22 protein-coding genes are annotated in these 23,009 nt (G+C 61.4%); 19 read left to right on the top strand and 3 right to left on the bottom strand.

The features are described 5' to 3' along the window. Nucleotides 1-207 precede the first annotated feature (207 nt). Nucleotides 208-378, top strand: coding sequence for a hypothetical protein (locus C7450_RS33960; protein ID WP_170147248.1), 171 nt, complete (start codon nt 208-210; stop codon nt 376-378). Here the strand turns inward: C7450_RS33960 and C7450_RS14390 are convergent. Beyond that, complete coding sequence (locus C7450_RS14390; protein ID WP_110375169.1) at nt 365-1,513, bottom strand: acyl-CoA dehydrogenase family protein; 1,149 nt, start codon at nt 1,511-1,513, stop codon at nt 365-367. The genes C7450_RS33960 and C7450_RS14390 overlap by 14 nt on opposite strands. Nucleotides 1,514-1,682: 169 nt before the next feature. Here C7450_RS14390 and C7450_RS14395 point away from each other — a divergent pair, with 169 nt between their 5' ends. The 3 genes from C7450_RS14395 (at nt 1,683) to C7450_RS14410 (ending at nt 4,343) form a co-directional block, all read left to right on the top strand. Continuing rightward, the gene (locus tag C7450_RS14395; protein WP_110375170.1) at nt 1,683-2,882 is read left to right on the top strand and encodes a CaiB/BaiF CoA transferase family protein; all 1,200 of its coding nucleotides are present in this window, start codon (nt 1,683-1,685) and stop codon (nt 2,880-2,882) included. A 19-nt stretch (nt 2,883-2,901) separates the two neighbouring features. Continuing rightward, the gene (locus C7450_RS14400; protein WP_110375171.1) at nt 2,902-3,504 is read left to right on the top strand and encodes a TetR/AcrR family transcriptional regulator; all 603 of its coding nucleotides are present in this window, start codon (nt 2,902-2,904) and stop codon (nt 3,502-3,504) included. Nucleotides 3,505-4,142: 638 nt separating this feature from the next. Then, a complete protein-coding gene (locus C7450_RS14410) occupies nt 4,143-4,343 on the top strand; it encodes a hypothetical protein (RefSeq protein ID WP_110375173.1) in 201 nt (66 codons plus the stop codon). Between the two features lie 326 nt (nt 4,344-4,669). On the opposite strand, the gene C7450_RS14415 is transcribed toward C7450_RS14410, so the two are convergent. Further along, the gene (locus tag C7450_RS14415; protein WP_210206448.1) at nt 4,670-5,428 is read right to left on the bottom strand and encodes an IclR family transcriptional regulator; all 759 of its coding nucleotides are present in this window, start codon (nt 5,426-5,428) and stop codon (nt 4,670-4,672) included. Nucleotides 5,429-5,655: 227 nt separating this feature from the next. On the opposite strand from C7450_RS14415, the gene C7450_RS14420 reads away from it, so the two are divergent. From C7450_RS14420 to C7450_RS33965, 15 genes are all read left to right on the top strand, one after another. Further along, a complete protein-coding gene (locus C7450_RS14420) occupies nt 5,656-6,534 on the top strand; it encodes an amino acid ABC transporter permease (protein ID WP_110375175.1) in 879 nt (292 codons plus the stop codon). Continuing rightward, on the top strand, nt 6,531-7,307 hold the full coding sequence (locus C7450_RS14425; RefSeq protein WP_110375176.1) for an amino acid ABC transporter ATP-binding protein: 777 nt from the start codon (nt 6,531-6,533) through the stop codon (nt 7,305-7,307). The genes C7450_RS14420 and C7450_RS14425 overlap by 4 nt, the downstream gene beginning before the upstream one ends. 28 nt (nt 7,308-7,335) lie before the next feature. Next, nucleotides 7,336-8,193: an ABC transporter substrate-binding protein gene (locus tag C7450_RS14430; protein WP_110375177.1), complete on the top strand. Its 858-nt coding sequence runs from the start codon at nt 7,336-7,338 to the stop codon at nt 8,191-8,193. A 40-nt stretch (nt 8,194-8,233) separates the two neighbouring features. Then, a complete protein-coding gene (locus C7450_RS14435) occupies nt 8,234-9,937 on the top strand; it encodes a M24 family metallopeptidase (protein ID WP_210206449.1) in 1,704 nt (567 codons plus the stop codon). Next, nucleotides 9,934-11,091: a M20 family metallopeptidase gene (locus tag C7450_RS14440; RefSeq protein ID WP_110375179.1), complete on the top strand. Its 1,158-nt coding sequence runs from the start codon at nt 9,934-9,936 to the stop codon at nt 11,089-11,091. The genes C7450_RS14435 and C7450_RS14440 overlap by 4 nt, the downstream gene beginning before the upstream one ends. 1 nt (nt 11,092) lies before the next feature. Next, nucleotides 11,093-12,859: a M28 family peptidase gene (locus tag C7450_RS14445; RefSeq protein WP_110375180.1), complete on the top strand. Its 1,767-nt coding sequence runs from the start codon at nt 11,093-11,095 to the stop codon at nt 12,857-12,859. A 21-nt stretch (nt 12,860-12,880) separates the two neighbouring features. Beyond that, on the top strand, nt 12,881-13,567 hold the full coding sequence (locus C7450_RS14450; protein ID WP_110375181.1) for an aspartate/glutamate racemase family protein: 687 nt from the start codon (nt 12,881-12,883) through the stop codon (nt 13,565-13,567). Then, nucleotides 13,560-14,771 carry an amidohydrolase family protein gene (locus tag C7450_RS14455; RefSeq protein WP_210206450.1) on the top strand — a complete coding sequence of 404 codons (1,212 nt, stop codon included), beginning with the start codon at nt 13,560-13,562 and terminating at the stop codon, nt 14,769-14,771. The genes C7450_RS14450 and C7450_RS14455 overlap by 8 nt, the downstream gene beginning before the upstream one ends. 11 nt (nt 14,772-14,782) lie before the next feature. After that, nucleotides 14,783-15,814 (top strand): ABC transporter substrate-binding protein, encoded by a 1,032-nt coding sequence (locus C7450_RS14460; RefSeq protein WP_110375183.1) that lies wholly within the window; start codon nt 14,783-14,785, stop codon nt 15,812-15,814. A gap of 9 nt (nt 15,815-15,823) precedes the next feature. Then, entirely contained in the window at nt 15,824-16,894 is a 1,071-nt protein-coding gene (locus C7450_RS14465; RefSeq protein ID WP_110375184.1) for an ABC transporter ATP-binding protein, read from the top strand. A 4-nt stretch (nt 16,895-16,898) separates the two neighbouring features. Next, on the top strand, nt 16,899-17,753 hold the full coding sequence (locus C7450_RS14470; protein ID WP_110375185.1) for an ABC transporter permease: 855 nt from the start codon (nt 16,899-16,901) through the stop codon (nt 17,751-17,753). Then, on the top strand, nt 17,750-18,550 hold the full coding sequence (locus C7450_RS14475) for an ABC transporter permease (RefSeq protein WP_110375186.1): 801 nt from the start codon (nt 17,750-17,752) through the stop codon (nt 18,548-18,550). Before C7450_RS14470 ends, C7450_RS14475 begins: the two co-directional genes overlap by 4 nt. Before the next feature lie 33 nt (nt 18,551-18,583). Further along, entirely contained in the window at nt 18,584-19,450 is an 867-nt protein-coding gene (locus C7450_RS14480) for a polysaccharide deacetylase family protein (protein WP_110375187.1), read from the top strand. A gap of 491 nt (nt 19,451-19,941) precedes the next feature. Further along, on the top strand, nt 19,942-21,783 hold the full coding sequence (locus C7450_RS14485) for an amidohydrolase (protein WP_110375188.1): 1,842 nt from the start codon (nt 19,942-19,944) through the stop codon (nt 21,781-21,783). A gap of 181 nt (nt 21,784-21,964) precedes the next feature. Next, nucleotides 21,965-22,177 (top strand): hypothetical protein, encoded by a 213-nt coding sequence (locus tag C7450_RS33965; protein ID WP_170147249.1) that lies wholly within the window; start codon nt 21,965-21,967, stop codon nt 22,175-22,177. Nucleotides 22,178-22,289: 112 nt separating this feature from the next. Here the strand turns inward: C7450_RS33965 and C7450_RS14495 are convergent, their stop codons facing one another. Further along, nucleotides 22,290-22,979: a type 1 glutamine amidotransferase domain-containing protein gene (locus C7450_RS14495; protein WP_110375189.1), complete on the bottom strand. Its 690-nt coding sequence runs from the start codon at nt 22,977-22,979 to the stop codon at nt 22,290-22,292. Nucleotides 22,980-23,009 lie beyond the last annotated feature (30 nt).

The following is a 23,009-nucleotide window of genomic DNA, read 5'->3' on the forward strand; positions in this document are numbered from 1 at the left end:
GCCAAGACCGCCGCTGCCTTCGAGGTGAAGCTCTAGGATCAATCGATCCTTGGCGACAGGGATTGGCCCGTCCGCAAGGGCAGCGGGCGACCGGACGACCGAGCATTCTCAATACTGTCCTATCCTGAAGTCGACTTCAGCGCTGTCGACCCTGGTTGCCGGTTCACGGGAACACAATTCCCCAGTCGTCAAGGAACGGCAGGGCGAATGGCGCTCGCCTTCATTTCGCTGAAGTCTCGGATCGTGATGAAAAAGCGGCTTCATAATCGTCCAGGCATCGCCTTCATTCCAGATGGCTTCCAACGTCGGGAGAACATGATCATTGGCCTAATTCCGACCGGCTGGTACGAGGGCCAGGCGATGCTCAGAGATCCCTGACCATGTTGCGTGCGATGACGATCTGCTGGATCTGCGAGGTACCCTCGTAGATCCGGAACAGCCGCGCATCCCTGTAGAAGCGCTCGATGCCGTGGTCGGCGATGTAGCCGGCCCCACCATGGATCTGCACGGCCCGGTCGACGACACGGCCGACCATCTCGCTGGCGAAGAGCTTGCAGCAGGCGGCGTCGGTCGCGACGTCCGCACCGCGATCCTTGCTGCGCGCCGTCTCCAGCACCATGCAGCGCGCCGCGTAGGCCTCCGTCCGGCTGTCGGCGAGCATGGCCTGGACGAGCTGGAACTCGGCGATCGGCTGGCCGAACTGCTTGCGCTCGACGGCATAGCGCAGGCTGTCGTCGATCACACGCTCGGCCATCGCGACGCAGACCGCGGAGATGTGCAGCCGCCCGCGGTCAAGCACCTTCATCGCCGTGCGGAAGCCCTGCCCTTCCCGCCCGCCGAGCAGAGCGTCGCTTGGCACATGGCAATCCTCGAAGATCACGTCCGACGTATGAGAGCCGCTCTGGCCCATTTTCCTGTCGATCGGACCACACGAAAGCCCCGGCGTCCCCGCCTCGACAAGGAAGGCCGAGACCCCCCTCGCGCCCGGCTGCGACGGGTCTGTCCGCGCGAACACCGTGAACAGGCCGGCATGCGGGGCATTGGTGATGAAGCGCTTGGTGCCGTTGAGGACATAGCCGCCCTCGCCCCGCCGCGCCGAGGTCTTGAGCGAGGCCGCATCCGAGCCCGCTTCCGGCTCGGTCAGGGCGAATGAGCTGATCAGCTCACCAGAGGCCAACCGCGGCAGGTAGCGCTGCTTCTGCTCTTCCGTGCCGTCCATGATCAGCCCTTGCGAGCCAATGCCGTTATTGGTTCCGATCAGCGAGCGGAAGGCCGGCGAGGTCTTGCCGAGTTCGAAAGCGACCCGGACCTCCTCCTCCATCGTCAGGCCGAGGCCGCCATAGTCTTCCGGGATCGACAGGCCGAACAGGCCCATCGCGGCGATCTCCCGCCGAATCTCGGCGGGGATGCAGTCCTCCCGCGCCACCTGATGCTCCAGGGGCCGCAGACGCTCGCGGACGAAGCGCGCAACGCTCTCCAGCAACCCCTGCATCGTCTCGTTATCCAAAGCCATCGCACACCGCCCTCACGTCGCCCCCGGCAGGGCACTTCTTGACAACAGATTCGCGTTATATACCATCTAGCCGGTATGTAAATTGGGTGATCGTTGGCCGCCCGGGAGATAGCGATGTCTTCACGTCTCCTATGGATGAGCGTCCGATTATGAGCAAAGACGAGGGGTCATGAGCACTGCACTGGAAGGCATCAAGGTCCTCGATCTGTCCCGCGTCCTGGCCGGCCCCTGGGCAACCATGACGCTGGGCGATCTCGGCGCGGAGATCTGGAAGATCGAGCAGCCCGGTTCGGGCGACGACACGCGCAGCTTTGCGCCCCCCTTGGTCAAAGGGATTTCGACCTACTATCTCGGGGCCAACCGCAACAAGAAGAGCCTTGCCATCGATATCGGCACCTCAGAGGGTCGCGAAATCATTGTCGACCTTGCCCGCAAGGCCGATATCCTCGTCGAGAATTTCCGGCCAGCGTCGCTACGCAAGTTCCGGCTCACCTATGACGACCTGAAAGTGATCAATCCGCGCCTGATCGTCTGCTCCATATCCGGCTACGGGCGCGGGCACGCGCTGGAGGAGCGCCCGGGCTACGACTTCATTCTCCAGGCTGAATCCGGCTTCATGGCGATCACCGGCGAGCGTGACGGCGAGCCGATGCGGCTGGGTGTCGCGTTCATCGACCTCGTCACCGGCATGAATGCCGTGCAGGCCGTGCTCGCTGCGCTCTACATGCGTGAGCGGACCGGCGAGGGACAATGGCTTGACATCGGGCTCAACGACAGCGCCCTGTTCCTGCTGGCGAATGTCGCCTCGGGCTATCTCAACACCGGCAAGGAACACGGCCGCTACGGCAATGCCCATCCCAGCATCGTGCCCTACCAGATATTCGCCTGTATCGGCGGCCGGATTGCCATTGCCGTGGGCAACGACGAGCAGTTTCGCCGCTTCTGCCGCGCGATCGGGTTAATCGAGCTTTCGGATGACCCCCGATACGCCACCAACCGCAGGCGCACCGAACATCGCGAGACGCTCCTCCCCCTGCTCGAGAAGCATCTCGGCAACCTTGAACTCACGAAGCTGCTCGCCGATCTGCGCGCCGCCGGCGTTCCGGCCGGCGATGTCCGCAGCGTCGGGCAGGCCCTGACGAGCGACATCGCGGAACTGCGCCGGAGCGTCATGTCCGTTGAGGATCCCAGGATCGGCACCTTCCGGTCGGTCCGCAACCCGGTGCGCATGTCCGCCAGCATGTCCGGGCCTCCGACGCCACCACCAGATATCGGCCAGCACACGGCCGAGGTTCTTGCGGAGCAACTCGGTTTCGCGCCACACCACATCAGAAGGCTCCAGGAATCGGGTGCGATCAGTTGCCCCTGAGGAATGCGGGAAAGTTGTGATGAAACCGAAGCGCCAGGGCCGCCCGCCCGTTATTGAGAATGCCCGGGACCGCATCCTCGACGATGCGGCCCATCTCTTCGCGCGGGAAGGCTACGAGGGGACATCCCTTGGCGACGTCGCCGACGCGATAGGCGCGACCAAGGCGGCGATCTATCACTATTTTCCCAACAAGAAGGATATCTACGAAGCCATCATCGTGCGGACGTTGGAGGGACTGCTGCGCTCAGTCTCCGCTGCCACGGCGCAGGCTGCCGGTCCCGAGGAGAAGTTGGCGCGGTTCATGACCGCTCACGCCGACTTCTTCGAGAACAATTACGACGGGTTTCTCGCCATGCTCGTCGGGTATGGCGGCATGCAGAACGTCGTGATGATCGCGGAGGCTCAGCGCCTACGCGACAGCTACGAACATGCGCTACGGCAGATCATCACTGACGGCATTGTCCAAGGGGTGTTCCGGCAGGTTGATGCCAAGGTCACGAGCCGTGCCGTCCTCTCGATGCTGAACTGGATGGTGCGCTGGTTCAAGCCAGGCAAGGACCGTCGCGCCGCATCCTTCGCGCAGGAATATTGCGATCTCATGCTTGGAGGCATCCGCAACTGAACCTGTAAAGCCCAAGCCTCGCAGGAAGCACGCAGCTCAAAGCTGTCTCGAGTTCCGCATAGATGCTTAGGAGTGCATGAACGGCACCGCTTTCCTCTCCGCCGGCTTGTCTCGACTATCCCCGAGCCAGCGGCAAGCTTCGCTCGGTCAAAGCCGATGGACTCGGTCCACTCGGAACCAGATCCACCGGCCTCCCAACAACCGTTTCGCATGGCGGTTGATGCGCGCTGAGGGACAGTGATTTGCCAGGCCCTTGGATTGGGACGCCTCTGGGCAGGCCGGTCGAATCTCGGCATGTCGTAAAATGGCAAGTGCGATCGCCGTCATCCCTGTAAGGGTGTCGTTCTGAGTGGATGCTTGGGCGGGCCGCACCCGGCCCGACGCAATGAGGAGATGTCAATGAAAGCTGTTCTCTATGCTTGCGGTGTGCTTTTCGCGGGTTCCATGCTCACGGGATGCCAGACGTCGGAAGCACGGTCGGCGCAGCTTGCGAAGATATGCGCGGACCCAGGCAATCGGCAGCCCGGATCCTTTTACTTCGCGGAATGCCAGGCGGTGGATCCGTCGTCGGACAGGTCCCTGCAGAAAGACTATGTACTTGGTTCGCCCACGGGGGATTGATCAAACGCGGAGCTCCCATGCCCGGAGTTCATCGTTTTCTGGGGGGCTGGGCAGGCCGTCTCTACGGCGTCGGGCGGGCGCCGGAGCCGAACGGCTATGCCTGGTGGGTCTTGCTCTATCCCACCATGACCGAGACCGCCTTCATCAATGAATGGGCGGCCACGTCCGAGGCCAAGGCCCTCATGCGGCGGATGTCCGCAACCGGAATCCCAGCCTGATGCACCTTCAGCACCGAAATGCTCTGCCTTTCGCTGAGCCGGCTCTTTTTTCATCTCCGTCTCCTTCCGACGGAGTCCAATTCAAACCGAGGGCGCTCCGGGGAGCAGCGTCAGACTCAATGCACTTTTGAGCGCGATAAAATGATTAGGTAACTAGGATTGCGGATCTCATCGTGGCCAGCGGTCGATGACCGATTTTACGGGCCGGACATAGGACTGAAACGTCGGACGGCGATTCACGCGGAAAATCCTTTCTAACCGGGCCGTTACATATATGAGTCAGAGCCGAATTGACCCGGCTATGGTTCCGCTCCTGCTGAATGTTTTCAGCGGGCCGAAATGACGGCTTTCGTGTCGAATTCGACATTGGGCATCTGTCCATCCAGTGTTGCCCTTAATTCGATTGCCATTCGCTTGGCAACTGCGCCAAGTTCCTGGAGCCGGTTGTTTGAAAAATAGACGGTTGCACCGTTGATGGAACAAGCAACGCGTAACCGGTCGTTTACCTGAAAGCTCGAGGCGACACCGCAGGTGCCGAAATTACATTCATCAATGTCGATCGCGACGTTGTTTCGTTGTGCGTTCTTGAAGTCGGCCATGATGTCTTCGGCGGTTCGCGGATAGTCCGCCGGTATCTTGTCGATGAAGGTTTGCCATTGCTTCTGTGGCAGATTGCCGATGAGAACCTTCCCCACCGCCGTCATGTAAGCTGTGTTGCGAAGGCCAGGAAAAGAATTGATCCGTAGTTGTCGGTCACCGAACACGCGGTCGAGAAGCACGATGTCCTTTCCATCCAGAACGGCCAAATGGATGGTGTCGTTTGTCAGCGTTGCATATTTATTTAATACGGGGCGTAGAGCATCGAGAAAATTGAGATTCCGCCGCTTGGCTTCGCCAAGCTCCAGCAATCGATAGCCGAGGCCGTATTTTTTGCCTTCCAACAGAAGGTAGTTGTGCTCGACGAGCGTTGCGAGCAGGCGATGGGTGGTGCTGCGGGACATGCCCGATGCCGTCGCCAGGGCGGAAAGAGTCTCCACGCCCTCCGCAACCAAATCGACCAGGCGGATCGCCTTCTCCAAAACCATACTCATTTCAATGACCTAACCCGTTATCGTGTCTGCCTCCGGCGAGAGATTACAAGCGGCCTGCGCGCTTCGCAAGGCATTTTTCCCAAATATTGGGATGATCATCCTGACTATTGACACAAAAATCCCCGTGTGCGAACTTTCTATCCGGCAATCCCGCGTTGCCTAAAAAATAGACAACATTTCGGGCGCAACGCTGCGGACCGAGGGTGAACAACGGACAAGTCATGGATGAGATTGGAACGCGGCTCCCGCCCATGGCGGGGGTCGTCAGGGTGGGCCTGCGCCATCCGGTCAGGTGGATAATCGCCGCCCTATGCGTCGTCGTTCTCGTAATTGTCGGGCGCGCCTTCGCCTACGGCCAGATCGAATGGGCGTATGTTGGCCGCTTCCTCACGGCCAAGGCCATTGTCCAGGGGTTTGGCAACACCCTACTGTTGACCGCTTTGGCCATGGCACTCGGTATTATCCTCGGCCTGATAGCGGCCTTGATGCGGCTGTCGGAAAACCCTGTCGCGAAAGCGATTGCGGGCGGCTACATCTGGTTTTTCCGTGGCACGCCGATCTACCTGCAGCTTCTCCTGTGGTTCAATCTCGCGCTGATCTTCCCGAGCGTCGGCATTCCCGGCCTTTGGGAAGCGCGGATGGTGGATGTCATGACACCGTTCTGGGCGGCATTGCTGGGTCTGGGCGTTTGTCAGGGCGCATATACTGCCGAAGTCATTCGCGCCGGGATTCTCTCCGTCGATGCAGGGCAGGTCGAGGCGGCTCGCGCCGTCGGTATGCGCGGCCCACAGGTCATGCGCCACATCGTGCTGCCACAGACGCTGCGCATTATCACCCCGCCGATCAGCAATGAAGTGATCGGCATGCTCAAGCATACCTCCATCGCTGCGGTCATCAGCTACAATGAGGTGATGCATACGGCGTCGATGATCTACTTTGTCAATAACCGCGTCATCGAGATGCTGATCGTCTGCTCGATCTACTATCTGGCAGCGGTTACGATCCTCAGCATTTTGCAATCCCTGCTTGAAAAGCGCCTTGGCCGTTCCCTCAACCGCTCTTCCCGGCGCGTTGCTTCCGAAGAAGGTGCCGGCGCATGATCCCTGCCATCGTTGCAAGAAATGTCCGCAAGTCGTTCGGCCAGGTGGAGGTGCTGCGTGGCATTACGCTCGAAGTCCGCTTCGGCGAGGTCTTCGGCATGATCGGCCCTTCGGGAAGTGGCAAGAGCACTTTCCTGCGTTGCCTGAACAGCCTTGAAACGGTCGATGACGGCGACGTCTACGTCAACGGCGAGTTCGTCGGCTACCGCTTTCAGGACGGCGTGTTGCGCCAGCTCGATGACCGTGAACTTTCGGCGCAACGTATGCGCACCGGCATGGTTTTTCAGCGCTTCAACCTGTTCGCCCATATGACGGCGCTTGAGAATGTCTGCTGTGGCCCGATGGTCGTGCAAGGCGTCGCGCGGGAAGAGGCGCATAAAACCGGCCGCGCCCTCCTCGATCAGGTGGGGCTGAAGGGCTATTACGACCGCTACCCAGTCCAGCTTTCCGGCGGCCAGCAGCAGCGCGTGGCAATTGCCCGCGCCATGGCCATGAAGCCGGAGATTCTTCTGTTCGACGAACCGACATCGGCACTCGATCCCGAGCTTGTCGACGAGGTTCTTGAAACCATCAAGGCGCTGGCCAAGGAAGGCCGGACGATGGTGGTGGTCACCCACGAACTCGCCTTCGCCCGCGATGTCTGCGACCGGGTCGCTTTCATGGACGAGGGTCAACTCGTGGAATGCGCCACATCCGCCGAACTGTTCGGCGCACCGAAAATGCCGCGTACGCGGGACTTTCTGCAGCGCCTCAATGCCCAGGCCGCAGCCTGAAACCAACGATACAGAGAGGAACTGACCGATGAAGAAGACCGTCTTGGCCGCTTGCGCCGCGCTGCTCGGAGCCTGCATATCCATGGCTCATGCGCAGGATGCGGTGAAGGTCCCGGCAAAGATCAAGCAAGCCGGCAAGCTGGTTGTCGGCACCAGCCCCACCTATCCGCCGCTGGAGTTCAAGGATCCTGCGACGCTTGAACTGAAGGGTCTCGACATCGATCTGGCGGAAGAAATCGGCAAGCGCCTTGGCGTGAAGGTCGAGTGGCAGGAGCAGTCTTTCGACCAGCTCATCAACTCGCTTGATACCGGCCGTATCAATATGGGCGCATCGGGTATGACGGATATTCCCGCGCGCCGCGAAAAGACCGATTTCGTGGACTATTTCGCGACCGGCTCGCAGCTCTTCACCACGGCGGATGCAGGCCCCGACCTGAAGAAGGCCGAAGATGTCTGCGGCAAGCCGGTGGCGGTGAACCGCAACGGCATTTTCTTCATCCGTCTCAAGGAGTTCAACGAAACGGTCTGCAAAGCCAAGGGGCTGGCAGAGGTCAAATACGTGCTGGTCGACAAGACGGCTGATGCCCGCCTTCAGCTTATCCAGAAGCGTGCCGTCGCGGCCGTGCAGGGCGTCGATGCCATCCGCTATCTCAACGAGCATGAGGGCTCCGCTGACAAGGGCAAGTTTATCCTGATCGATCAGCCGATTGCCGTCGATTATGCCGGCTTCGGCTTCTCCAAGGCAGAGACGGAACTGCGTGATGCGGTGGCGGTGGTGGTCGACGCGATGATCGCGGACGGCACCTATTCCAGGATCTTCGCCAAGTGGGAAATGCCCTACGCGGAAGTGAAGAAGACCATGATCAACACTCAGCCGCGCAACTGATTGCGGCTAGTCCCGGAACGACCCATCCGCCTGTCGGCGGATGGGTGACAGACAGAACGTCGGCCCTTGCTTGCCGCGCGGAAGCAAAATCATGACGGTTAAACTTATCGCTTGCCTTGAAGACGTTGTCGCACGTCTTGGCACCGCGTTCGGTGAACAGCTCACCTATCCCGGTATCTATCGCGGTTCACGCCTCAACGTGACGCCGGTGGTGATCGAGAAGGATGGCGTGTCGAGCGTCGTCATCAGCGATGCGGATTCCGATGCCTGCAAGGTTATGCCCGCAACGGTCGGAAAATCCGTCTACGGTCGCTACTTCGATTGGCTGAAGGATAGCAGCCAACCGCCGGTGAGCTTTGAGCAGTCCGTGCGCTCCATCACAGGCGATGAAACGATTTCATGCGATCCGTCGCTGCCTGTCACGCGGTATCAGGCCCTTGCGCGCAGCGGGCCGGTGTCGCTTTGGCCAGCAGCCCCCCTTCCGGCGGTACATATCTATCGCAAGAGACGATCCGAAATTGAAGCCCAATGGCTGGTAACCCGAACCGCCGATGCGGCCGCCTTCACCCCCTTCGTTCAGACCTTGCGCGATGGGAAGAGGCTTGTCGCAGCCATGACCGCGACGGCAAAGGGTTTTGCCCCGCTTGACGCACTTTGCGCCGAAACGGGTTCTCCGGCGCTCTACATCACCGCGTCGCATGAAGTGGAAATGTTTACCGGACTTCCAGCAACTGCCTGCGAGCAGTTCGGCGTTACGGCCCTGTTTCATCCTGATGCAGAAGACATCACCGTCTTCGCGGAGCAGCCCCTGCCGCGGTCCGATTTTCATCGCGCAGGAGAAGCGGCGAATATCGTGGATGCGCTCGCCAGCGCGGGCACCGGGACGATTGCGATCCAGAAAGACAGTCTTTCCGCTGGCATATACGTCGAATTGGAAAAGACGGCGATCCGGTTCGAGGATGCGAGCTATGTCATTCGTCGCTGGCAGGATCGGCGTGCAAGCGACGACGCTGTGTATTTCTTCTTTGCCGCCAATGCGGTGCTGAAGGGGATCGACGCCGCTCGCGCGTTCTTTCACCGCAATGCTGGTGCGCAGATGACAGAGCGCGATCTGGTCGCGGCCTACCATCAGGGCGTTTCGCGCTTTGCCGGGCGCTATGGATTTGCCGACCGTGTGGGGGCCTATTTCGACATCGTTCATTCCGGCGCGCGGACGCTGCTTCCGGCCACGGCTGGTGACTACCCCGTTAGCGCCACCGACAAGACAATCAAGTTCGACATGGGGCTGACCGTTGCCGACGCATTCGGCTGTATTCGCGCCGTCTCGGATATCGCACGCACGATCTGCCGTGACCCCGAGCTTGAAGCGCTCCACGACCGCCTGCGCGACATTCTCATCGATGGCCTGATCCCGTCGATCAAGGCCGGCCTGAGCGGCGGCCAAATCCATGCCATCGGCGTCGATCTGCTGCGCCCGTTGGAAGGCGAGTTTCGGCGGCTTGGCCTCCTGCCCGCGGGCAAGGGGATCGATGACTATACGCGCGATTGCGGCCACACGATTCAGCGGCAGACGATTTCCGCCGTCTACTTCCTGCCCGGCGTTCAGGAGACGGTCGAGGCGGATATGCTCGGCTGTGCCGAATACGTCTGGCCCATCGGTGACGTGCTGATCGCCGTCGAAGACGGTTACATCGTGATGACGGACGGCGGGATCGCATTTACGGCTGAAGGCGCCGGCCAATGACATCCGCCGCCAACACCTATGATGAGGAACTCATCGGTCTGCTGAGCGATCTCGTTTCCATCCAGAGCTTCTCCGGTGAGGAGGGCGATGTCCAGACCTGGATCGCGAACTGGTTCGAACGCCAGGGCATGGAAGCGATATTGGAAGAAGCGGATGGCGGTCTGAAGAACGTCGTCGTGACCGTCGAAGGTAACGGACACGGCCCCGCTCTGTGGATCGGCGGCCATTGCGACACCGTTGGCATCGCGTCGAACTGGACCAAGGCGCCGCATGCACCCGTTATCGCGGACAATCGCCTTTACGGGTTGGGTGCGATGGACATGAAGGGCGGGCTCGCCGCCGCCATGCTGACCGTTCGCGCTCTGCATAGCGCGCGCGACAGATGGGCGGGCAAAGTGATTTTCGCCGCGCTTGCCGATGAAGAAGCCTGGTCGCGCGGCGCCAACGCCTTTGTTCGAACGGAGCGCGGCATCGATGCGGCTATCATGTGCGAGCCGCATTTCCACGACGTCGTCATCGGCGCCATGGGCAAGATCAATATTCGCGTCGACGTCACCGGTCGTTCCGCCCACGGCTCTCGCCCGGAAGAGGGGGTGAATGCGGTGATCGAGGCGGCTCGCCTGCTCGTCGCCATCGACGCGATGGAACGGTTCCGGCACCCTGAATTTGGCGCGGCAACGCATTGCGTCCTGAACGTCAGTTCCGGCGATGGCCGATATGAGATCCGCGTTCCCGATCAAACAGCCTTCGTCATCAACTGGCATTTCATGCCGGGCGAAACGGTGGAGGGCACGCTGGAAGCCCTGCGGGAATTGGCGGACTCGCTAGGCTCCGCCGCAAGCTTTTTGATTACCGTGGGCGAACCGCGATATGAAAGCTTTCTCCTCGACCGACAAAACTCGTTCATTCGCCAGTTTTCCGAGAGCTATCGGACCTTACTTGGCAAGGAACCCGATCTGCGCTTCGGCCGTGGTGTCTCGGACGCCAATATTTTTATGGGCCGCGCAGGCATCCCCACGCTTCTCTTCGGGCCGGACGGGGCGAACATGCATTCCGGCGACGAGTGGGTCGACCTCGATCAACTCCATCTTGCGCGAACCGTCTATCTCGATTTTGCCCGCCGGTTCCTGACATCCAATCATGAAAGCCAATAAAATGAAGACCGGCACGACCGCGCTCGATTACTCCTTCCCGACTGTGATGCAGCATGTGGACCACATGCGCGCCCACTTCCTGAACCGCAAAAGCGGACAGGGCGTCGATCTTGCGGCTGGAAAATATGTGGTCGAGACGATGAATACCTATGGTCTCGATGCGTATTTGCAGGAATTCGAAACCTACGACAGCGACATCGGTGCGTCTTTTGTGGCGCTGGGCGGGCCCGATGGCCAAATACTGGATTCACGACCTTGCCTGCATATCGAGCCGACGCCTGAACAGGGACTGACTGCCGAACTGGTCGACGTCGGCCCCGGCGGCTTGTCGGACTATGAGGGCAAGGACGTGCGCGGCAAGATCGTGCTGGCGGAAGTTTCCTATGCTCCGGCAACCCCGGAGAAAGCGCGCATTGCTGCATCGCTGGGGGCTGCCGGCATCGTGCTGATGAACTGGGGCGAAGACGACAGCCGGTATATTCCCTGGCGCGCGCTGAAAGCCGTCTGGGGCAACCCGACGCCTGAAAGCTGGAACGACATCCCCCGGCTCTTCGGTGTCAGCATTTCGCGGGCGGATGGCATCATGTTGCGCAGGAGAATGAAGGACGGTCCGGTTTCCCTTCATGTCCGTGCCACGGCGTCGCGCGTCTGGCGCACGCTGTCGCAGCCTCTCGCATGGTTGCACGCCCCTGAGGCCTCGACGGAACGCGAGCAGTTCGTGGTCGTCTCCGGCCATATCGATTCCTGGAATCCCGGTGTAACCGACAATATGACCGGCATGTCGGTCATGCTCGAGATTGCCCGGCTGCTGGCCAGCAAACGTGAGACCTTGCGCCGCTCGGTGGTGTTCTGCTTCTGGAACGGCCACGAGGTGGCGGAAGCCGCAGGTTCCACCTATTTCGTCGACAGCCATTGGGAGCGCATCAACCGCGATGCAGTCGCTTACTTCAATATCGACTCCGTCGGCATGAAGGGGACGAGCGAGTTCCACATCAACAGTTGCCCCGAACTCGCCGCCTTCTCGGAAACACTATCCCACGCTGTTTTCGACGACAGCCTGCCGCAGAAAGTGACGACGCTAGGCCGCGTCGGCGATCAATCGTTCTTCGGTATCGGCGTTGCCGCCGCCACGGGCCGTCACAGCTACGGCGCCGACATCGTGAAAGCGCATAACGGCGCGACACTCGGCTGGTACAACCATACCGAATACGACACGATTGACGTGATGGACCCCGAAGCCCTGGAGGCCGATCTCGACTGGTGCAGCCGTTATGTACACGCGCTGGCGACTGAACCAGTCTTGCCGCAGCGCTTTACGGCACGTCTGAGCGATATGCGGCAGCGTTTCGCGGCAATACTGCCCGAAGCAAATACACCGCCGGAACTCGCGCCGATCCCCGCGGGATTGGCCGATCTTGAACATCGGATCCACTGGTTTGATGCCTTTCTGGAGCGCGCTTCCAGCATGGAAGACGCACTTCGCCAGCGTGCGAACCGCATCGTGCTTCGCCTGTCTCGTCTTCTTACCTTCCCGACGGCATCGGCATCGGGCCGCTATGGCCAGGACAGCTACGGCATCAGTACCTTGGCCTATCCCGTACCTCTGCTGGCCGAACTCGAGATATTCCGGGCGCTGGACAGAAACTCCACGGATGGACGGTTGCTCTCCACGAAACTGATCCGCCTGCGGCATGAGATTACCGATGCGCTTCAGGCGGCCAGCGATCTCATTGACGATTTCCGTTTCACCGTCGAGCACAGCACCTGAAGCGATGAGGAGAGTGTTTCGATGAATGGCGTCATTCATGTCATCAACGCTTCGAGCCGCACGGATACCGGCATTACCGAAGACATCGCTCTCAGCCTTGCCTGGGCAACGGGCGAAGGCCTGCCGCGCGTGAACTGCGTGACGCTGGAGGACGGGCCCCACGGCATCAGCACCGCCCGCGATAGCGACGATGCCGCACCGGCAATTCTTCGCTTCATCGAGCGGGAAGCAAAGAATGCGGAAACAGCCGGTTTTGTCGTGGCCTGTTTTTCAGATCCCGGCGTGTTCGCCGCCCGTGGATTGACGAGCAAGCCGGTGGCCGGCATCGGCGAAGCAGGCTTTTTCGCCGCGCTTTCCATGGGCGAGACGATCGGCACCATCGGCGTTGCCGCCGGCAAGGGCGCAAAGAGCATGCGGCTGGCCCGCCATATCGGGGTCGGCCAGCGCGTCGCGGGCCATCGCGGGCTGGGGCTGGATTACGGCCAGCTGCAAGACCCGGCGCTGGTGACAGCACGGCTGATTGAAGCCGGACAATCGTTACGCGATGAGAACGGTGCGGAGTCCCTGCTTTTCGCAGGTGCCGGCCTTGCCCGCTACGTTGCACCGCTGGAACAGGCAGTTGGCCTGCCGGTCATTGACCCAACACAAGCCGCTTTCGCCATTGTGCTGGGGCAAGTCATGCAGCAGAGGTATGCGCACCGTGGCTGAACCCGTCTTCTGCCGCATATGCACACCAGCGCTTTATGCGCCCGCCAATCTCGGCGCGCAGGAGCTGCTCGTCGGCGGCGGCAGGATACTGGCAATCGGGCCGGATCTCGCAACGGCCGCACAGGCGCTGGGCGCCCGGGATATCGATGCTCCGGGCAGGGTCATGCCCGGCCTGATCGACCAGCACATGCATTTCATCGGCGGCGGCGATGGGGACGGGCCATTGGCGCGGATGCCCGAACTGTCGTTTACGGACATCGCTTCCGCAGGCATCACCACCGCCGTTGGCCTGCTTGGCAGCGAAGTGGAGGCGAAGAACCTCAACCAGTTGCTCCGCAAGGCCAACGAGCTCGACCGTCTCGGACTGACAACCTTCATCTACACGGGGTCGATGCAGCTGCCCGCGCCGTTTCTGACGAGCAGCATCCGTTCGGACATCGTATTGATCGACAAGGTCATTGGGGCCAAGAGCGCCATTGCCGAACGCATCTTCCCTAATCTCGATTTCCCCGCTCTTGCGGCACTGGCCGGTGAGTTGTTGCAGGCCAAAGCGAACAGCGGCAAGGCAAGCCTCCTCCACCTGCATGTCGGTCGCCTGAAAACCGGTCTCGAGCCGTTGTTCGAGCTTATGGAAAAGCTTGACTTTCCCGCTTCGATGGCCGTGCCGACCCACATCAACCGATCGCCCGCCGTCACACCCTTGTTCGAGCATGGCATTCGCCTCGCCAAGGCAGGCGGCACCATCGACTTCACCTGCTGCCTCGGGCCGCTCGACAACCTGCCGGTCGGCCTCGATCCGGTCGCGGCCGTAAAACGGGCGCTCGATGCGGGCGTGGCCATCGAGAATATCACGCTGTCGGGCGACAGCGGCGTCGCCGTGCCAGACGGCGCGGGCGGCATGTGCGCCGTGGCGCCCTCCATCCTGTTCCGCGATGTGCGCCGGCTTGTCCACGAAGGCCGATTGAGCTGGGACATGGCGCTTCTGCCGACGACCGTCAATCCGGCGCGCGTGCTTGGCCTGAGCGGACGCAAGGGCGTGATCGCTGCCGGCGCGGATGCGGATCTTCTTTTTCTCGATGAGGACGACCGGATCGCCGCCGTGATGGCGGGCGGGCGCTTCGTCCATGGTCAAACCAATCTCAACCCATATGGGGAAGCCGCCGCCGGCGGCGGCATCTCGATAAGACCCAAACAAACACCATGAAGGGAACACAAATGAAACTCGCAAGACGCAATCTTCTCAAGGCCGGCGCAACACTCATCGCCGCAGCCTCGATCATGGCCGTTCCGTCGATGGCATCAGCCGCCGACAAGGTCGTGCGTGTCCTGACATTCGGTTCGACATGGGAAAAGGTTATCAAGCCGCTCGCGCCCAAGTTCAAGGAGCAGACCGGCTATGAAATCGTGCCGGTGATCGAGAACAGCTCCGCCGAGGGTCTTGCCAAGCTTCAGGCCTCCCGCGCCAATCCGGGCGTCGACGTCTGGTTCACCGGCGAGGCGATCGCGATGCGCGCGGCAACCGACAAAGATCTCTTCCTGCCGCTGCCGAAGGACAAGATCCCCAACCTGGCAAACGTGATGCCGGGTGCGGTTAACGACAAATTCGTCGCCTTCTGGTACTTCCCGACTGGCATCGTCTATCGCCCCGATTTGGTGCCCGGCGGCAAGATCACCGCCTGGTCCGACCTGTTCAAGCCCGCAATGAAAAACAAGGTCGCCCTGCCGGCGCCGACCGTCTATCCGGGCCGCACCATCCTGATCACCGCGCTGCTGAACGGTGGCTCGGAAGACAATGTCAAGCCCGGCATCGAGTTCCTTGCCAAGCACAAGGACGACATCGCCATGTTCCACTCGTCGGATTCCAATGCCCGCAAGGCTTTGGCAAGCGGCGAGATCTCGGCGATGATCGGTTCGCCCTCGGCCGTCAAGGCGCTGAAGGACGATGGTATTCCGGCTGCCATGACTTCGCCCAAGCCAACTCCGCTGATCTTCGAAGGCATGATGATGGTCAACAACGGCAATCCGGACGGGGCTGCCGCCTTCATCAACGCATCGATGTCGGACGAATGGCAGAAGTTCATGACCGACGTCTACAATCTGGCGCCGGTCAACAAGAACGTGAAGCCCGCCGAGGCGCTGGTCGCCGTGCTGCCGACGCCTGAAAACGCCGTCAAGTTCGACGAAGCGAAGATCAACGAGAAACTGGGCGCCTGGACGGAAGAGTTCAACGCCGCAGTCGCCAAGTAAGGACGAGCAATGGCTGGCTACGCTTCCTGCCGTCTGGATATCGACGGCATCAGAAAGACATACGCTGGCGGTGTAGTGGCCGTTGACGACATTTCTCTGACCGTCGAGAAGGGCGAGGTTCTCGCTCTTCTCGGACCATCCGGCTGCGGCAAGACGACCCTCCTGCAGTCGATTGCGGGCTTTGTCACGCCCGACAGGGGTGATATCGCGCTCGATGGGCAGTCGATCCTGACGGTCGCGCCGGAGCGCCGCCGCACCGCCATGATGTTCCAGCACTACGCGCTCTTTCCTCATATGAGTGTGCGCGACAATATCGGCTTCGGCCTGAAGATGATGAAGGTCGCCAAGCCGGAGGCCGTCAGGCGGATCGACGACGTACTGCGGCTCGTGCGCATTGAGGCGTTGGCCGAGCGTATGCCAAGCCAACTTTCGGGTGGCCAGCGCCAGCGCGTTGCGCTGGCGCGCGCCGTCGTGACCGAGCCGCGTATGCTGCTTCTGGATGAACCTCTCGGCGCGCTCGACCAGAACCTGCGCGAGGAAATGCAGTCCGAACTGCGCAAGCTCCAGCAGCGGCTCGGACTAACAACAGTCATGGTGACGCATGATCAGCGTGAGGCAATCGTGCTGTCCGACCGGATCGCCGTCATGCATGACGGCAAGGTGGAGCAGATCGGCACCGCGCGCGACATCTACGATCATCCATGCACCTGCTATGTCGCCAATTTTACCGGCGTGGAGAATCTCCTGCCGGCTGAGCGAGGGGCTGAAGGCGTCGTCATCCTTGCCGGCGTCGCCATCGAAGGCATCGTCGATCCCGGCCTTGCGGCTCGCAAGGGTGCAGTCACGCTTGCCGTCCGCTCCGAAGCAATTTCGCTGTCGCCCGGCGTCTCGCATGGGGCAATTCCCGCCACCGTGACATTCGTCCAGATGCTCGGCGCCAGCATGCGCTACGAGGTCGAGCTTGACGACGGCACCCGGCTGGTGGTCGCGGAAGTCCGCCGCGAGACTGCGCCCTATAGCGTCGGCGACAAGGTTTCGGCGCGCTTTGCAGCCAACCGCTGCAGCATTCTGGAGGCGTGAGGCGATGACCCGCCAGGCCTTCCTGCTGTCCCTTCCGGCGCTCTTGCTGGTCTGCCTCTTTGGCGTCGTCATGTTTTCCTTCGCGGAGATCAGCCTGCTCAGCATGAAGCCCGGGGCCGCGGTCTTCTCCGGGCCGCCAAGTCTTGCCAACTACGAAAGACTGCTGGCGTCGAGCGGCGCTTGGCGCGCCGTTGCCACGACCATGCGCCTGTCGTTCATCATCACGGTGCTGTGCATCGTCGCAGGCTATCCGCTGGCGCGGGTCCTCGCCCGATCCCCCTCGGCAAGCCTTCGCCGTTTCGTTCTCTTCTGCCTCGTCGGCACCTTTCTGTCGGGCGGCGTGACGCGGGCCTATGCCTGGCTCATCATCCTCGGCAACCGCGGCATCATCAATCGTGGCTTGGAAGCGTTCGGCCTCCCGACACTGAAACTCTTGAACAACGAATTCGCCGTCGTCGTCTCGGTTCTTAACTTCGTCCTTCCTTTTTTCGTGATGACGCTGTTCGGCGCGCTGAAGACGATCCCAGCGACGCTTGAGGACGCATCGCGCAATCTGGGCGCATCGCCGATGCGCACCTTCCTCCATGTAACGCTGCCGCTTTCGATCCCCGGTCTCGCCGTGTCGACATCCCTGTGCTTTGCCATGTCGCTCGGGGCCTTTCTCTTCCCCCAGATGCTGGGCGGAGGCCGGGTCCAGGTTCTGGCGACCGCGATCTACGAGCGGATCCAGGCGAGCTACAATATTCCGGAAGCGGCCGCGCTTGCCTTCCTGTTCTTTATTCTCGTGATTGTCATCCTCGTCGTCACCGGCCTCCTCCGCCGCCTGGTCGGTCGCCGCTTTGCAGGAGACCCGGCATGACAAGCTCGCGCGGCGCAGGCCCGATCTTCATGTGCGTGGGAATGGCGACGCTCGCTTTCATCGTCCTCCCTTTACCGTTCATCATCCTCTATTCCTTCAGCCCAAATGCCTATGCCGTGATCAGCAGCCAGGGCTTCACCCTGAAATGGTTCGTCAGCTTCTTTGAGAACGACCGCTTCATGGCGGCGACGGCCGCTTCCTTACAGATCGCCGCAATCACCACGGTTGCATCGCTGCTCCTGGCCATACCCACTGCGGTCATGGCAGTCCGACACCGGTTCGTCGGACGTGAGCTGCTGCTGACGCTGATTTCGGCCCCCCTCGTGGTGCCGGGTGTTATCGTCGGCACGGCTGCTCTCGGGTTTGTGTCGCAGACCGGCATCGGTCCAGGCTTTTGGCCGCTGACGGTTGCGATGATCGCCCTCGCCCTGCCGCTCACCATGCGGCCGCTGATTGCCAATCTCTCCGGTCTGGACCCGGATTTGGAGAACGCCGCCCGCAATCTGGGCGCCTCACCCTTCAGCGCCTTCATGCGGATCACGCTCCCACAGCTGGCACCCGGCCTCGTTGCCGGTGGAACATTCGCCTTCGTCGAGGCAATGGACAATTTTGCCATCGCGGCTTTCCTGTCGAACATTACCTTCACGACGCTTCCGGTCGAATCCTACAGTTATATCCGCGACATCGACGATCCGACCGTTGCGGCGATGGCAACACTCCTCATCCTCTTCAGCGTCTTCGTCGTCTTCCTGATCGAACGGCTCCTGGGACTCGATAAGTTTCTCGACCTTGGCTGATCGTCGAAAATATCTGCAGAAAAGGTTTTATTCATGAGAGATCTCAGCCCCAAGCCCGCCAATACTGCCGGTCCGGCCCCCGAATTTCCCTGGCCGGAGGCAAAGACCTGCGCCCTGTTTCCCGCTTTCGACGTCGATGCCGAATCCGTCTGGCTCGGCGCCGACCCGCAGAACGCCCGTCGCCTGATCACCCGCTCCTATGGCGGTTACGAAGCACGTGTCGGCATTCCGAAAATCCTCGAAGTGCTGCGCAGGCATGAGGTCAAGGCGACTTTTTTCGTCACCGGCTGGGCGATCGACGCCCATCCCCGGACCTGCGAGGCGATCCTGAAGGATGGTCACGAGATTGCCCATCACGGTTATCTTCACCTGCGGCCGGATACGGCCGACGAGGCGACGCTGGTTGACGAAATGGATCGGGCAATCGAGACGATGCAACGCGTTCTCGGGATCACGCCTGCCGGTTATCGCGCACCCTGGGGCGAGACGTCTGATGAGCAGATGGAGCTTCTGAAGTCGCGCGGCATTCGATATTCCAGTTCCTTTCGCGACGACATTCGCCCCTATCGCCACGAACTGGCCTCAGGCAAGGGTCCAGTTGAAATCCCCGTCAATTATAGCTTTGACGACTGGAGTTACGGCCTGACGCATCGCACCAGCCCGCGCGCGATGTTCGGTCGCGAGGAGGTTCTCGCCATCTGGAAGGACGAATTCGACCAGACGCGCGAATGGGGCGGCGTCACGACCATGGTCATGCACCCGCAGGTGACCGGCCGGCCGATGCGTATTCGCATCCTGGACCAGTTCCTGGACCATGTGCGGGGTTATGATGATGTCTGGATCGGTCGCGGTGTCGACTTCACCGATCATTTCGAAGCGTGTGAGGCGGCCGCGTCATAAACGCGACGATGAAAGCCGTCATGTTCGAAGAGGTCGGCCCGCCGGACAATCTCCGGATCGGGGAACGGGCTATGCCCGTTCCCGCCATGCGGCCATATCGAGCGATGCGCCTGGTCGATTGCAGGGCATCAGTCGATCACGAAGCTCTGACATGGAGAGCGGCTGCAACGTGGCATAAAGCGCAGCGGCAGCGATGACCGCGCCCTCCACCTCCGCCCTCTCGTCGTCGCTCCACTCCTGCGGGTTGCGCTGATGACTTGGATCAAAGGCAAAAGCTGCCGCAGCGCTATCATCCCACAAGCGCAGGGCACGTTTATTTCCCAGTTTAGTCACCGTCTTCCATCAGGCGGATAGCGCCTTGAGATGCTACGCTAATGTGCCCTGTGCCGCGCCTGCTCACAGTCATTCACCATTGTGGGCGGACAGAGTCATCCTGCTTCGGCTTACGACGATTTGCCGGGCAGGCAGGCCTGAAAGGGTAGGAAAAAGCCATGTGCGTCATGTGCAACCCGGCCTTTGCCGATGCCTTCCGGAACTACGCCTTTCCTTCGCGCCGCCAGATCCTGCGATCCGCCGCTGCGGCGACAGCCTCCGCCTTTATCTGCGAGACGGCCACCTCCGCTGCGGCACAGGCTGAGGAAGCCTCCCTTCAGGATCTGGCCAACCGGTTCGACCAGCCAAGCCTGCCACGGGTCACGATCTTTCGCGCTCGGGAGATCATCACGCTCGATCCCGACAAGCCGTCGACGACAGGTGTTGCGGTTTTGGGCGACCGCATCCTGGCGGTCGGATCCGTCGACGAATTACAGTCCGTTGCAGGCGGCCAGCCCTATGTGATCGACGATACCTTCGCAGACAAGGTGATCACGCCCGGCTTGATCGCCCAGCACGATCATCCACTCTTGACGGGACTCACGATGGTGTCGGAGATCATCGCCATCGAGGATTGGGTTCTGCCGTCTGGGGTTGTGCCAGCCGCCAACAGCCCCAGCGAATATCGCGCGAGGCTCGCTGCCGCCAACGCCAAGCTCGCGAACCCAGTGGAACTGCTGGTGACCTGGGGCTATCACCCCGTCTTTCACGGCCCCCTGACGCGCTCGGACCTCGACCAGATCAGCAGCACCCGGCCCATCATCGTCTGGCATCGGTCGGCGCACGAATTCATCGTCAATAGCAAGGCACTGCGGGCCTATGGCATCGACGCGGCCTTCGTCGCCGACCTGCCGGCCGCAGCCCAGAAGCAGTGCGATCTCGCGGAGGGTCATTTCTGGGAAGGCGGCATGTTCGGCGTCATCCCGAAGCTGCTTCCGGCCATCGCCACACCGGATCGGCTTCGGCGCGGCCTCGAATTCGTCGTGCGCTACTATCACGCCAATGGCGTGACCTTGGGTTGCGAGCCCGGCGGGCTTTTCTCGAAACAGCTTCAAGACGCCCAGAATGCGGTCCTGTCGCGCGCCGACAGCCCTTTCCGCTTCTATTTCATTCCAGACGGCAAATCGATCAACGCAGCCTTCCCCGACACGACCATCAGCGAGACCGAGAAGGTGCTTGGGTGGGGCGAAGGCATGACGGCCATGATGCCCGGCGCCATCAAGCTGTTTGCGGATGGCGCCATCTATTCGCTAGCGATGCGGGTTCGTGAACCTTATAGCGGCGGCGGCAACGGTGAGTGGATCATGGAGCCGGAGTTCTTTGCGCGGGCCTTCAAGGTCTATTGGGACGCGGGGTACCAGATCCACGTCCATGTCAACGGCGACGCGGGGCTCGACACCGTGCTCGACAATGTCGAGACCAATATGCGCCGGCACCCGCGCTACGATCACCGCACGGTCGCCATTCACCTTGCCGTCTCGCAAAAGGATCAGGTTGAGCGCATGAGGCGGCTCGGCGTGATCATCAGCGCCAATCCCTATTACGTGCGGGCGCTGGCCGACGCATATTCAAAGGACGGACTCGGACCGGAGCGGGCCGACAACATGGTCCGTCTCGGAGACATCGAGCGGGCGGGCATTTCCTATTCGCTTCATTCCGACATGCCCATGGCTCCCGGCCAGCCCCTGTTCCTGATGCATTGCGCGGTGAACCGCACCACCGTGTCCGGCAGGGTGGCGGCGCCCGACCAGCGGGCAACCCGGCTTGGCGCGCTCAAGGGCGTGACGCTGAGTGCCGCCCACTCGCTGCGCCTCGAAAACGATATGGGCAGCATCGTCACCGGCAAGCTCGCCAATTTCAGTATCCTCGAGGACAACCCGCTGACCGTCGACGCAGCAAAGATCAAGGACATCCCTGTGTGGGGCACGGTGTTCGAGGGCAAGGTGCGCCCGGTCGTGTGATCGCGCGTTCAAAAGGGCAAATTGCGCACCTGGTCCCGGCGTCCTGTGGCGTTAACGTCGAGATTGTCCGGGAGGGCGGACGTTCTTTGCGACTGCTCACGGCAAGCAGGAGACTCCAGTCTTCCAGTCCGGTCGCGCTGGCCCAAGGAGGATTGCCAATCACGAGATCGTACTGGCCGTCATGCTCCTCACCGATGAGCGGGCCAAGGCTTCCCAACTGTTTTGCTTCGGGACGATCAACATCGGTGGTGTCGACTGGTCGATGCAAGACGACACCGCGCAAATCGTCAAAGTGAAGCTTGTCCGCGGGCCGAGGATTGGGGTCGAGTTCGATCGACAGCTAGAGCATTTTCGAGCGAAGTGGACACCGGTTCGCGTGAAGAAAATGCGCTAAAATAAAGACATGGAGCATTTTCGCGATTCGGAGAAACGCGAAAATGCTCTAGTAGAGGCCAAGAGCGCAAAAGCGCAGCGCTGCCTCCTTGGCACCCTCTCGACCCGGACGATCAACTCCGCCCGAGAAGAGACAGAACCTTCTCGGCGGCGCTCTTCGAAGAGGCCGGATTCTGGCCGGTCACCAGCCGGCCATCGGTCACGACATGCTCGCCGAAGGCCGCACCGACGACAAAATGCCCGCCCGCCGCGCCAAGCTGGTCTTGCAGCAGGAACGGGACGACCGCGGTCAGTCCGACCGCGGCCTCCTCGTCATTGGTGAAACCGGTCAGTCGCATGCCGCGGACCAGAGGATGGCCGCCGTCGGTGCGCAGGCTGAGCAATCCCGCCACACCATGGCACACCGCTCCGATTGGCTTGTCGTCCGCATGGGCGCGGCCGAGAAGCTGCGAAAGGCCCGGCCAGTCCGGAAAATCCCACATCGTTCCATGGCCGCCGACGAGGAACACGGCGGCGTAATCGGCCGGCGCGTCTTCGGCCCTGATGGTCCGCTCGAGCGCCGCGCGCGCCTCGCTGTCGGCAGCGAAACGCTCGACACTCGGGCTCCGGACATTCGGGCTCTCGCTGCCGGGATCGATCGGTGGGCACCCCCCCTTGGGGGACACGAGGACCGGGGCAAGCCCGGCGTCCTTGAACACGTAGTAGGGCGCGGCCAGTTCCTCGTACCAGAAGCCGGTCTTCTTGCCGGTGTCGCCCAGATCGTCGTGCGAGGTCACGATGAGAAGTACGGTCTCGGAGGTCATGCCGTCAGCGTCCTTTGACGTTTGAGGGAT

It is taken from the genome of Chelatococcus asaccharovorans (assembly GCF_003201475.1).
GTDB classification, from domain to species: Bacteria; Pseudomonadota; Alphaproteobacteria; order Rhizobiales; family Beijerinckiaceae; genus Chelatococcus; species Chelatococcus asaccharovorans.